10 protein-coding genes and 2 pseudogenes are annotated in these 11,750 nt (G+C 45.7%); 4 read left to right on the forward strand and 8 right to left on the reverse strand.

The window, feature by feature from the left end; all coding sequences use genetic code 11:
* Positions 1–161 precede the first annotated feature (161 nt).
* The 4 genes from QUB37_RS17725 to QUB37_RS17740 form a co-directional block, all read right to left on the reverse strand.
* Entirely contained in the window at positions 162–1,019 is an 858-nt protein-coding gene (locus QUB37_RS17725) for a bifunctional class I SAM-dependent methyltransferase/HIT family protein (protein WP_333164343.1), read from the reverse strand.
* 109 nt (positions 1,020–1,128) lie between these two features.
* Complete coding sequence (locus QUB37_RS17730; protein ID WP_333164346.1) at positions 1,129–2,727, reverse strand: Hsp70 family protein; 1,599 nt, start codon at positions 2,725–2,727, stop codon at positions 1,129–1,131.
* 20 nt (positions 2,728–2,747) lie between these two features.
* On the reverse strand, positions 2,748–3,530 hold the full coding sequence (locus QUB37_RS17735) for an XRE family transcriptional regulator (RefSeq protein WP_333164348.1): 783 nt from the start codon (positions 3,528–3,530) through the stop codon (positions 2,748–2,750).
* 11 nt (positions 3,531–3,541) lie between these two features.
* The gene (locus tag QUB37_RS17740; RefSeq protein WP_190662874.1) at positions 3,542–3,754 is read right to left on the reverse strand and encodes a DUF2997 domain-containing protein; all 213 of its coding nucleotides are present in this window, start codon (positions 3,752–3,754) and stop codon (positions 3,542–3,544) included.
* 82 nt (positions 3,755–3,836) lie between these two features.
* Here QUB37_RS17740 and QUB37_RS17745 point away from each other — a divergent pair, with 82 nt between their 5' ends.
* Complete coding sequence (locus QUB37_RS17745) at positions 3,837–4,859, forward strand: beta-eliminating lyase-related protein (protein WP_333164351.1); 1,023 nt, start codon at positions 3,837–3,839, stop codon at positions 4,857–4,859.
* Positions 4,860–5,159: 300 nt separating this feature from the next.
* Here QUB37_RS17745 and QUB37_RS17750 read toward each other — a convergent pair whose 3' ends face one another.
* Both QUB37_RS17750 and QUB37_RS17755 read right to left on the reverse strand, forming a co-directional pair.
* Positions 5,160–5,558 carry a DUF4112 domain-containing protein gene (locus QUB37_RS17750; RefSeq protein WP_333164353.1) on the reverse strand — a complete coding sequence of 133 codons (399 nt, stop codon included), beginning with the start codon at positions 5,556–5,558 and terminating at the stop codon, positions 5,160–5,162.
* A 71-nt stretch (positions 5,559–5,629) separates the two neighbouring features.
* A complete protein-coding gene (locus QUB37_RS17755) occupies positions 5,630–5,968 on the reverse strand; it encodes a helix-turn-helix domain-containing protein (protein ID WP_333164356.1) in 339 nt (112 codons plus the stop codon).
* A 116-nt stretch (positions 5,969–6,084) separates the two neighbouring features.
* On the opposite strand from QUB37_RS17755, the gene QUB37_RS17760 reads away from it, so the two are divergent.
* The gene (locus tag QUB37_RS17760; protein WP_333164358.1) at positions 6,085–6,783 is read left to right on the forward strand and encodes a pirin family protein; all 699 of its coding nucleotides are present in this window, start codon (positions 6,085–6,087) and stop codon (positions 6,781–6,783) included.
* Between the two features lie 76 nt (positions 6,784–6,859).
* On the opposite strand, the gene QUB37_RS17765 is transcribed toward QUB37_RS17760, so the two are convergent.
* Together QUB37_RS17765 and QUB37_RS17770 are read right to left on the reverse strand one after the other, a co-directional pair.
* Positions 6,860–7,312, reverse strand: a complete 453-nt coding sequence (locus tag QUB37_RS17765) for a DUF2442 domain-containing protein (RefSeq protein WP_333164361.1) — start codon at positions 7,310–7,312, stop codon at positions 6,860–6,862.
* Positions 7,313–7,331: 19 nt separating this feature from the next.
* Positions 7,332–7,574: pseudogene (locus QUB37_RS17770) on the reverse strand (DUF4160 domain-containing protein); the annotation flags it as partial.
* 195 nt (positions 7,575–7,769) lie between these two features.
* On the opposite strand from QUB37_RS17770, the gene QUB37_RS17775 reads away from it, so the two are divergent.
* Together QUB37_RS17775 and QUB37_RS17780 are read left to right on the forward strand one after the other, a co-directional pair.
* The gene (locus tag QUB37_RS17775; protein WP_333164364.1) at positions 7,770–9,413 is read left to right on the forward strand and encodes a WD40 domain-containing protein; all 1,644 of its coding nucleotides are present in this window, start codon (positions 7,770–7,772) and stop codon (positions 9,411–9,413) included.
* Positions 9,414–9,823: 410 nt separating this feature from the next.
* Positions 9,824–10,879 (forward strand): annotated as a pseudogene (locus QUB37_RS17780) (ABC transporter ATP-binding protein); the annotation flags it as partial.
* Positions 10,880–11,750 lie beyond the last annotated feature (871 nt).

Below are 11,750 nucleotides of genomic sequence, written 5' to 3' on the forward strand. Positions count from 1 at the left end.
TGTAGTTTTAGACCTTGCAAACACATTTTAACTCTATTTTGCTCGCCGTTTGCTCAAATATAACAATCCTTACAAAAATTATGAATTCCTCTCTTCTCTATTCCTCTGTGTTCTCTGCGCCTCTGCAGTAAAAAATAATTCCTTTCACAATTTGCTAACTTTTATTTTTCACTCTTGGGAATCACATACCTAATTCCGCCTTTATTCCCAGCCGCATCGCCCTTGTAACGGGGGATAACATGAATAGCCGCGTGAGTGCGACTTTGACCAGCTTGTTTATTAATATTTATTCCCACATTAAACCCGTCAGGCTGAAAGGTTTTACTTAACATTTCTTGCACCTTATTAGCCATAAACCAGCAAGCCGATTGCTCTCGAAACGGCAGTTCAAAATAATTAGCGACGTGACGCTTGGGGATGATTAAAACATGACCTTTGCTGGCGGGATAACCATCAAACATCGCATAAGCGGTTGCTGATTCAGTTAGCAAAATTAGGTTTTTATACGGATTGCAGAATATGCAGTTATTAGTTGAATTTCTTTGATGATTGTAATGCACGTATTTGTAAATTTCGCAAGACTCATCTAGGTGAACTGGCTTAAAAGGAAGTTTGACAATGCACTGATATGTAGGTTTTTTGTGGACATAATGTTCTCGAAAGCCTTCTTTTTTGATATCCCTTCTCACCGCAAAATACGCCTGCCCTCCCGGTTTCAACAGGTGCGAAACTTCCATCAGGACATTAGCTTGTTCTTCGGGAAACAAAACATTCAAAACATAAAAGCAAATGATTGTGTCGAATTTATCTTCGGGGAATTCCGGGAAATAATAAGGATCATAACCCGTAATATCGAAGCCTTTTTGCTGCAACAATCTCACATCGCTGCCCAAGCCGCACCCAAAATCTAAAACTTTGCCTTGCAGCAAGTTTTTATCTAATAAAAATCTTGCTGGAAAGGACAGATAAATTCTTTCGATGGCCGTCAGGTGGCTGAATTTATTTTGTTGCTTTTTCATGGCGGCACAAATTTGATTTTAATCGATATTATTCAGTCCGCGCACCATCAGGACGAGAGTTTGTGGAGTAGCGATTTCAAGATCCGAATGTTATCTAAAAATTTTACCATTATTGCAGTTTGGCGATCGCCCCTTTTTCCACCAGCACCTTACCAGTCACCAAATCCCGCACCGTCGCCAACAAAACCCGCCTCTCATCCACCTCAAAACTCACCGAAACCCTGTCAATTCCCAATACCCCAGGCGGGTTCAAATGCGCCACACAAACCTGCTGGTGGTGGCTTTCCAGAGACCGAAAATCCGTCTGTTTGTTGAGCCAACTGCTCGTCATTTGCCCTTTTTCATTAAAAATAACCTCCGCCTGCGATACCTCCGCAACTTCTCCAATATCTAACCGAATTTCCCTTTGCCCTTCAATTGCCACTTGCAGCGTCAACTCTTCGGAACTTTGACAGGGATACTTCATTTCCTTGCTAAATATCGGCGAATAAGCATAAGCTTTAGCATAAGGTTCCCAAAGGCGAATTGCATAGCTGTGACGCAAATAATCGTCAACACTCGCTAATTGTGTCAACCCTAAAGCACCGTGCGCCACCGCTTCAAACGGCTTGTCAGCTTTGACTTTTTGCCGCCCAAAATACGAAACCACTAAATTAGATACAGCCGGAATTAGAGAAGTTCCTCCTACCAGCAAAACCTGTTCAATATCTGCCTTGCCGATACCTTTTCCCTGTGCAATACTCAGCACTTCATCTAAACTTTCCCGCAACTGTTCTAACAACTGCCTAGATTCCAGAATTTCCTCAAGCTTGTCTCGGTTTAGCTGCAAGTCGTAAGACATAAAATTTTCATCGTCAAACCAGCTTTCCTTCGCCTCATTAACTTGAGAAAGTTGAATTTTTAATTTTTCCGCTATTTCTAATAAGTTTTGCCAGCCAACTGGGCCGACTTCTGCCCGCGACGAACCAATTTGCCGCAAATAATCTTCGACAATCCAGATGTCAATATCTTCGCCGCCTACATAAGCATCGGATTTTGCCAACACTTCGGCACGCACCCCCCCCAGCCCCTCCAAGCTTCGCGGGGGTAAGGGGGGGGTTACAGCAGTACGGACTAAACTTAAATCTAAAGTTCCGCCGCCAAAATCAACTACTAAAACTAGAGAGCCGGGGCGTTTTACTGCATATCCCAGGGCGGCGGCTGTGGATTCATCTATTACCTGAATTTCCGCAACTCCCAAACTTTCTCCTAAGTCGCGAAACCAATCTAAATATCGCTCAAATGCTCCGACGGGTACTGTAAAAATTACTTTTTCTGGCTGTATATTTTGTAAATATAATTGTTTCCAAATAGTCTTAATAAACTGTTCGGCTACTGATTCGGCTGTGTAGGTTTCGCCGTCGATATTGCGGGGCGGCGGCTGAAAATCGGCAGCTAAATTGCGTTTAAAAGCTTTGAAAAAACGGTCTGGCTGGGATTGTCCCAAACGCTGCGATCGCACTTTTTCTCCCAACACCAACTCTCCGGCATTCTTCACAAAGATTAAAGTTGGTACTACAGATATTTCTCGAACATCTCCGCTCAAATTCTTCGTTTTAAAAATGCGGGACATCTCCCCCAATCTCAAAGTTTCTGGTGTTTGCGTATCCGGGTTAAGAATGCAGACAACCGTATTGCTGGTGCCGAAGTCAATGGCAACTGTAGTCATGTTGATTTAAAATTTAAAAATTAATTTTTCATTCCCGCTGGCAGGGTGCGACTAACTTTAGCCGGAGTAAGAATTCGCTCTCCCTCCCGATAGCCTACAAATCGAATATAAACTAATTCTCCTTCGGTTATATCCTCAACATCCGGCTGGTGCAACTGCGGATTGTAAGCAGTTTGTTCCCAAGCTGAACCGATTGTTTCAAAATCCCAGCTTGATAACAGGTTTTCTAAGGGAGTAAACAAAGCTGAGAGATTTTTGGCGGGCATATCCGGCTTGGCTTCTGCCATTTTGCGGGCGGCGGGATAGTTGGTTAACAAAGTTTGCAACTGTTCAAAGGTAGCGCGGCGAAAATCGGCAGTTAGTTGAGCTTTTTGCTGCTGCAATTCCGATCGCAACCGGAAACACTGCTGCCTCAATTCTTCTATTTCGCTGGGATTAGTTGTGATTGTAGCCGACATTGGCAGCGCGCTCAAAGTACGATCGAACTCTTGAAAATTCAAATTCAGCACTGTTGCCAGCCGCCTCAGTTGGTCTAGCGTGAGTTTTCCCACGTCTCCCTGCCGCACTAAGCGCACCGCAAAGCGACTTAAGCCTGCTTTTTCGCCTAAATCTTGCCAATCGAGAATGTCTAGCTGATTCATGCGTTCCCGCAGAATTGTATCGTACTTAAACTCGATCGCATCTCCCGCCTCAGATGCAGCATAAAGGTACACTAAAATGAGAAAAATGCCCCCGACAGCCAGCGCGAAGCTGAAGGCAGGCACTGTTGTTACATCAACTGTGGCACCGAGGATCTCAAACATCTTTAACTCTTCTAAACTTGTTTTAAAGTCTGCGTTTGTTCAACGGTCAAGTTTTCTTCGCCTTGGTAGTATTCGGGCAGCAAGTCTTGAGATTCTACTTTTCCGAGGGCTTTTTCAATTCCGGCGGTGGTTTCGGTGCAACTCGAACCTGTGGCGTTGAGGACGGTTTCGGTAATTTTGCCATCTTTGCCGATGCGGTATTCTATTTGGCGGTATTCTGCCATAATTCTTCCTCTTGGTTTAATGCTTGAGTGTTGACTGTTGAGGGTTGAGTTATATTATAGATTCTATTTACCAATTATTCTAATGAATTTTTGTAGCGACAATGCAACCGGGGTTTCGCCGGAGATTATGGCGGCGATTGCAGCGGCTAATTGCGGTGCTGTAATGTCTTACGGAGATGATGAATATACACAGCGTTTGCAAGTTAAATTTTCGGATTTATTCGAGACATCGGTGACTGTTTTTCCGGTAGCAACCGGTTCTGCTGCTAATGCTCTGGCCCTTGCGGTTGTGACTCCTCCTTACGGGGCTGTTTACTGTCACGGGGAATCTCATATTAATCTAGATGAATGCGGCGCGCCGGAGTTTTTTACAGGCGGTGCCAAGTTAGTTACAGTAACAGGAAATCATGGTAAAATAGAGGCAGAGACTTTAGGAAAAATACTCGATCGCGCTGGTGCAGGTGTCGTCCACCACGTACAGCCCGCAGCCGTCAGCATCACTCAAGCAACCGAAGCCGGCACAGTCTACAATCCAGCGGAAATTTCCCACATTTCGGAAGTGGTTCGCGCTCACAATTTGCACCTGCACATGGATGGAGCTCGCTTTGCCAATTCTGTCGCAAGTCTAGGCTGTTCTCCTGCGGATATCACTTGGCGCGCCGGTGTAGATATTCTCTCGTTTGGAGCGACAAAAAACGGGGCGATGGCTGCGGAAGCTGTGGTTTTTTTTAATCGAGAATTAGCAAAGACTTTCCCTTTTTACCGCAAGCGCAGCGGGCATCTCTTCTCGAAAATGCGGTTTTTGTCGGTGCAGTTGGAAGCGTATATAACGGATGATTTGTGGCTGAAAAATGCGGCTCATGCAAATAATATGGCAGCCAAATTAGCACAAGGTTTGGCGGGAGTTGAGGGAGCGAATTTTTGCCATCGGGTTGAAGCAAACGAGATTTTTATTCAACTTCCCGAATCGGTAATTACAGCGGTTTTAGCTGAGGGTTTTCTGTTTTATCGGTGGGATGAATGTACTGTTAGACTGGTAACGGCTTTTAATACTTTGGAAGCCGATGTTATTGCTTTCGTGGAAGCGGTTAAACGACATCAATGATTAAAATATAGGGGCAGGTTTTACAAATAATATCTGCCAGCTATGAACAATCTAAGAAACCCGCCCCCACCTAACAAATAATCCACATCAACCTTGATTTATATTAAATGCAAAAAATAGGCGCGGGGATTTCTCGTTGGGTGGGGGCGGGTTTGAGATGTTTTTGGTTATTTACAATTATTGTTTGTGAAACCCGCCCCTACATTTTAAATGCGAAAAATAGGCGCGGGAATTTCTTGTTTGATGGGGCAGGATTGAGAGTTTGTTGGTTATTTACAATTATTGTTTGTGACACCAGCCCTACATTTTAATAGGTTCAGGAATAGGTTGTGCAACTGCGGCTAGTTCGGGTTCAACTTCTTCGAGATGTGCTTCTAAAAGCGCCAGATTTCTCATGTTTGATTTATAAAAAGCATCGAAGATATCTCCGACTAAAGGTACTGATCCCACAACGGCTTCTAGACCGATGTTGTAAACCATTTTGCCTAGAGTCTTTTGGGGGATGTTGAATCTAGTTGCTAAATAAATTAGGTAGGCGGAAAACGCGGTATCTACGATATCCCCAGCACCCGGAACTAAACCGATAATGGGGTCTAAACCAATGCGAAATTTAGTGCCGGGGATGCCAATGGCGGTATCCATCAGGCGGCTGAGTTTGCGGATGCGGTTGAGGGTGGCAAGACGCTCTATGTTGTTCATATTATTATTCTTGAACTAGGTTTAAAATTTGAAATCTGTCGGAAGACGGAAAAAAAACATCTAGAAACCTCTCATTCTCGATCTTCGCTAATATGCTGAATTCCCCATTCGTGCATGGCATTAATAATCGGTTTGAGACTTTCGCCCAAAGGCGTTAGCGAATATTCAACTTTTGGCGGCACTTGCAGGTAAATTTCCCGGTGCACAATCCCGTCTGATTCCATTTCGCGCAGTTGCTGCGTCAGCATCTTCTGAGTAATGCCGTTGACAGCTCGTTGCAGCTCGTTAAAACGCTTCACTCCTGGAAACAACTCCCGCAGAATCAAGACTTTCCAGCGCCCGCCAATCACCTCTAGAGTGCGTTCTACAGGGCAATTTGCTCGATCGACCTTTACTTCTTGGACTTGCATAGTATCTTTTTGGTAACTACCGCACTTTTAAGTGCGTACTATCCATAATAGCTTGACTCGGTTTAAAATAAAAACATCAAAGAAATACCCGATAAATTTCACTGAGGATTGAGAAAATGATTACCATTAGAAAAAGTGAAGCAAGAGGACACGCTAATCACGGTTGGCTGGACAGTTACCACACATTTTCTTTTGCTGGCTATTACGATCCAAATTATATGAACTTTCGCTCTTTACGGGTAATTAATGAGGATTTCGTTAGCCCCGGCAGAGGTTTCGGCACTCACGGACACAGCGACATGGAAATCATTACTTATGTATTAGAAGGAGCATTAGAACACAAGGATAGTTTGGGTACTGGTGCAGTGATTAAACCCGGTGAAGTGCAGCGGATGAGTGCAGGTACGGGTATCCAGCACAGCGAGTTCAATAGCTCGCAAACAGACCCAGTTCATTTGTTACAAATCTGGCTGTTACCCGATACAAAAGGCTTGCAGCCGAGTTACGAGCAGCGCGAATTTCCCCTAACAGAAAGGCACGGAAAACTGCGTTTAGTGGCTGCACGAGATGCGAGAGATGGTGCTGTGAAAGTGCATCAAGATGTGGATTTGTATGCGGCTGTTTTGGATAAAGACTCGCGGGTTTCTCATGCTTTGCAGCCGAATCGCCATGCTTGGGTGCAAGTGGCTCGCGGCTCGGTTTTGCTCAACGGTTTGCCTTTGGAAAATGGCGACGCTGCGGCGGTTAGCGGCGAGTCGGAATTGGCGATTGAATCGGCGGAAGATGCGGAAATTTTGCTGTTTGATTTAGCATAAAATTGAATGCGAAATCCCCGACTTTTTGGAGAAGTCGGGGATTTAATTCCCTAGCATCTGACACATCAAATGGATTTCAAGAATTAACAGAAATATTCTTTTTAGGTCGCCCGCCTTTTTTACCATTTTGCCTTGCTGCTGCTGATTTAGAGCTTGAAGTTGCCTGTCCTCCCTTTCTACCTAATTCAGCCATCCAAGATTTTGTCCCAAAAATACCTGCGATAAGTTCGGGAATACCAAAATCAACATCTAAGCTTTCCCAGTGCACGCTGCTACCGGAAGGAGGTAGCCAAACATCAGCAAGTTGTTCTGGTGAAGCACCTTCTAAGCCTTGTGCCAGCTTTGGCGGAAAAGAAAAAATAGCACCGTTTTTCAGTTTGATCGCAATTAAATCTTCCGACTGATTGTAATGCACGGATTCGGCGCGGGGTTCTGTCGCCTCGGCTTGTTTCCATGCTTCTTTGGCTTTGGCTATTTGCTCTCGGAGATTTTCCTCGGTTAATTCTTTGTCCCAGTTTTTCAATGCCATGTATTTCCTCCCATTTACTTAACAGCATTTCTTGATTGGTCGCTATAAGTTTAAGTGCATTCACGATGTCTTTATTCTTTATTAGATCGTGAGCATAAACTAAAGTAGGAGGTGCTTCCTCACTGCCAGTATTAATCTTGAGTTCCATCTGGTTAGCGTCATTTTTTATACCTTTAAAGACGTGGACATGAGCGGGGATATGGTCGTTAGTATATATGTAAACAAATAAATTGTTCTTGATGTCTTCTATAACTTTGGGCATAATTTTATCGTTAATTTTAAAAAATTTTATATATATTACATATAATAACCCAAGCGTTTGGTTTTGTCAAGTACAGATGCCTTAGTATTGATATTTTGCACCTGCGGTTACAGTCCGCAAGGGACTTAAATCCCTTGCTCAAAGCTGAAGTCCTCTCAAGAGGACTGAAGAAGTTTATGTTAAGTTGAAAAAAAAATGAATTACAGCAGAACAATTCCAGCTATTTTGAGTGCTACGATCGCCCTGAGTTCGATCGCCCTCATCCCACTCACATCACCTCAAATTGCCCTCGCATTAACCGCCGACAAAGTTAAAACCGTTGCCCAACAAATTACTGTTCGCATCCAGGGGCCAAAAGGCGGTTCAGGAGTAATTTTAGAGAAACAAGGCAGCACATACTATATTCTCACAAACTGGCACGTTGTCGATAAAGCCGGCGATTACGAGGTTGTAACTCCTGACGGCAAAGCTCACTCTGTATCATACAGCCTCGTGCGGCGAATGCCCGGTGCGGATTTGGCGATCGTGCCCTTCAGCAGCACTCAAAGCTACCCCCTGGCTCAATTAGCCAATTCCGCAGCAACTAAGGGAAACAAGGCTTATGTCGCCGGCTGGCCGAGATCCGGGGGTTCCCTGAGACAGCCGATTTTCATCGCTACCGAAGGTCAGCTTACCGGCCGCCAAACTCCTTGGAACGGTTATACTTTGGTATACAATAACTTAGTGAGAGCCGGAATGAGCGGCGGGCCGGTACTCGATGACGCAGGCCGAGTTGTCGCAATTAACGGCATTGTTAGGTTAGAGGAAAATTCCGATAAAATCGTGGCGGCGGGAATAGAAATTAATACTTTCATGAAATGGCGCTCGACTATTTCGTTGCCAGTAGTTCCCCAATCTCCTACTGCCGGAAACCCGAAAACTCCGGCGAATAATGCGCCCCGCACGCCCGCAAGTGCGATCGCCTTTGCTGCTACAAATACCCTCAAAGGGCCTTCGGAAGTTGTCAGTTCCCTTGCCCTAGCTTCAACTTATTTTACTACAGGAAATAGCAACGGCACTATCTCAGTTTGGAATTTTCCCAGCGGGCAATTAAAAACTACCCTGCAAGGTCACACGGAAGCCGTAAACGCACTGGCCGCGAGTGCGGATGGCAAGGTATTAGCTAGCGGCAGCGACGACAAAACGGTGAAGATTTGGAATTTAGAAACTGGCGCGGTTGTACGCACTTTGAGCGGGCATTCCAATGCAGTTTCGAGCGTTGCCGTTAGTCCTGATGGTCAATTTGTAGCCAGCGGTAGTTGGGACAAAACGATTAAGATTTGGAACCCGAAAACGGGGGAATTGCTGCGGACTTTGACCGGGCATTCTGGGTTGGTGAATGCAGTTGCCATCAGTCCAGATAGCAAAACTTTAGCTAGCGGCAGCAAAGACGGTTCTATTAAGTTCTGGAATTTAGCTACGGGTCAAGAAATTCGCACCATTAGCGGCAAAAACTTGGCTGTTTTGTCGCTAGCTTTTACTCCCGACGGCAAGAGTTTAGCTGCGGGAAATAGCAACGGTACAATCGGTTTGTGGAATGCCACAAACGGGCAGTTAATTCGGCGTTTAAGCGGGCATACCGACGGGGTTTGGTCGGTGGCTTTCAGTCGGGATGGCACTACGCTGGTTACTGGCAGTTGGGATAAGAGTGTGAGACTTTGGGATGTGCGATCGGGCGAATTGAGAGGTAATTTGAGCGGTCATGCTGGCTACGTTAGCGCTGTGGCGATTAGTGCAGATGGTAAGACTATTGTTAGTGCTGGTTGGTTGGGGGAAATCAAGATTTGGAAAAGGAGTTGAGATTTTTTTGAACGAACCGCGAAGGCGCGTTACGCGGAGGGGCGCGTAAGCGCTACTCAACTTAGAAACAGCCCCGCCTCTGTAGCGAAGCCAGCTACTTGAGGGTTCGGTTAGGCACGGACTCTGGTAGGGTGCGTCAGTTGGTAGCGATTCGATGTACAGGGGCTAATCATTTCTGGGTTCGGCACCCTACTACCTAGCATTTTGCTTCAAAGTCCGATCGACCCTTATGATAGATTTGGTTCTTGCCAGACTACACTGGAAGACAAAATCAAATTAAAAATTTCGCCATAAATTTCGATCGACCCGCCGATCGGGCGGGACTCTCCCCTTCGTGGAACAGGCGTCCCGCCTGTGGTTGGCAAAGTAAATCTAAAATCTAAAACCTAAAATCGCGTGACTTCTGACAAATGATTGAAGTAGAACACTTAAGCAAAACTTACGGTTCGACCGCAGCGATCGCGGACGTGTCTTTTTCGGTCGAATCAGGAGAAATTCTCGGTTTTTTGGGACCAAACGGCGCTGGCAAAACCACAACCATGCGGATTTTGTCGGGATATTTGCCGGCATCCAGCGGTACGGCCCGCATCGCCGGCATGGATGTTCACGAAAACTCGATGGCCGTCAGACAGCGCATCGGCTATCTGCCGGAAAACCCGCCACTTTATCCAGAAATGACTGTGGAAGGGTTTCTGTTTTTTGTCGCCCGGATCAAGCAAGTACCTGCGGGCGATCGCGCGCGACGAGTTACCTCCGCGATCGAACGCTGCGGGCTGGTTGATAAACGGAAAGTTTTAATCCGCAAGCTTTCTAAAGGATTTCGTCAGCGTGTCGGTATCGCGCAGGCGATCGTCCACGACCCCCCAGTGATTATCCTAGACGAACCAACTGTCGGCCTCGACCCCCGACAAATCATCGAAGTCCGCAATTTAATCAAAAGTCTTGGCGGCCAGCACACAATCATCCTTTCCACGCACATTCTGCCGGAAGTCAGCATGACTTGTAACCGCGTCACCATCATCAATCGCGGAAAAATCGTCGCTGCAGGTAGTCCCGAAAATTTGATGGGAGAGTTGGCGGTGGGAGAGGGCTACGAACTCGAAGTCGAAGGCGAGGCAGATTTGGTAAACAGTCTGCTGTTGCCTTCTTTGGAAAATTTGCCGGGAGTTCGATCGGTCGAATTGATTCCAAGCAATCAATTTTTAGTGAATCGCTACCGCCTGCGGGCTTTGTGCGAATCGGAAAGAGAACCCGGACGAGAAATTGCTACAGCTATCCTCGCCTCTGGATTCGGACTCTGCGAAATGCGTCGCTCTCGCGCTACTCTGGAAGATGTGTTTTTAAGGCTGACAGCGGCTGAAAAGAAACCGGCAGAAAATCTGGTTCACAGCGAACCGGAGGTCGATCGAAATCTCCAAGAAGCCACAGAAATTCAAGATTCGATCGCGGATTCTCATCAATCGGAATCACAACCGACGATCATCCCGGACAATCTGCCCGTTTCAAATAAACCAGAGTCTCTCTATGATTCTCATTCAGTATCGGAACCAGTTGCAGAAACTGAAGAGTTGCTTTATGATTCTCATTCCGCATCGGAACCGGTTGCAGAAACCGTAGAGCCGATAGAACTTTCTCCACCAGAATTAGAATCAGTTGCAGAAACCGCAGAGTTGATTGAACATCCTCAACCAGAATTAGAACCAGTTGCAGAAACCGTAGAGCCGATAGAACATCCTCAACCAGAATCAGAACCAGTTGCAGAAACCGTAGATTTGAGTGAAGCGAAGCATCTCAGTTTGGGTGTCACAGAAACCCGAGGATCTTACTCGCTACAGATATCTAAACAAGCAAGCAGGATGCTCACTTTTGTAAAAAATGTTTTTTATAAAAGTGAGAGACTCCCAGAACATTCTCCACCAGCACCAGTTGTCGAAAATCTAGAAGTTTCAGAAACAGTAGAGTCGATCGACTATTCTCAACCAGAATCCGAACCAGTTGTCGAAAGACAAGAGTCGATCGAGCATCATGAACCAGAACCGATTGTCGAAAATCTAGAAGTTTCAGAAACATTAGAGTCGATCGACTATTCTCAACCAGAATCCGAACCAGTTGTCGAAAATGTAGAAGTTTCAGAAACCGTAGAGTCGATCGACTATTCTCAACCAGAATCCGAACCAGTTATCGAAAGACAAGAGTTGATCGAGCATCATGAACCAGAACCGATTGTCGAAAATCTAGAAGTTTCAGAAACAGTAGAGTCGATCGAGCATCATGAACCAGAACCGATTGTCGAAAATCTAGAAGTTTCAGAAACAGTAGAGTCGATCGAGCATCATG

The organism is Microcoleus sp. AT3-A2 (assembly GCF_036705685.1).
Classification (GTDB): Bacteria; Cyanobacteriota; Cyanobacteriia; order Cyanobacteriales; family Microcoleaceae; genus Microcoleus.

Coding starts and splice junctions, on each gene's coding strand:
- QUB37_RS17725 (WP_333164343.1), bottom strand. CDS start 1,019: ATGAAAAAGCAACAAAATAAATTCAGCCACCTGACGGCCATCGAAAGA.
- QUB37_RS17730 (WP_333164346.1), bottom strand. CDS start 2,727: ATGACTACAGTTGCCATTGACTTCGGCACCAGCAATACGGTTGTCTGC.
- QUB37_RS17735 (WP_333164348.1), bottom strand. CDS start 3,530: ATGTTTGAGATCCTCGGTGCCACAGTTGATGTAACAACAGTGCCTGCC.
- QUB37_RS17740 (WP_190662874.1), bottom strand. CDS start 3,754: ATGGCAGAATACCGCCAAATAGAATACCGCATCGGCAAAGATGGCAAA.
- QUB37_RS17745 (WP_333164351.1), top strand. CDS start 3,837: ATGAATTTTTGTAGCGACAATGCAACCGGGGTTTCGCCGGAGATTATG.
- QUB37_RS17750 (WP_333164353.1), bottom strand. CDS start 5,558: ATGAACAACATAGAGCGTCTTGCCACCCTCAACCGCATCCGCAAACTC.
- QUB37_RS17755 (WP_333164356.1), bottom strand. CDS start 5,968: ATGCAAGTCCAAGAAGTAAAGGTCGATCGAGCAAATTGCCCTGTAGAA.
- QUB37_RS17760 (WP_333164358.1), top strand. CDS start 6,085: ATGATTACCATTAGAAAAAGTGAAGCAAGAGGACACGCTAATCACGGT.
- QUB37_RS17765 (WP_333164361.1), bottom strand. CDS start 7,312: ATGGCATTGAAAAACTGGGACAAAGAATTAACCGAGGAAAATCTCCGA.
- QUB37_RS17775 (WP_333164364.1), top strand. CDS start 7,770: ATGAATTACAGCAGAACAATTCCAGCTATTTTGAGTGCTACGATCGCC.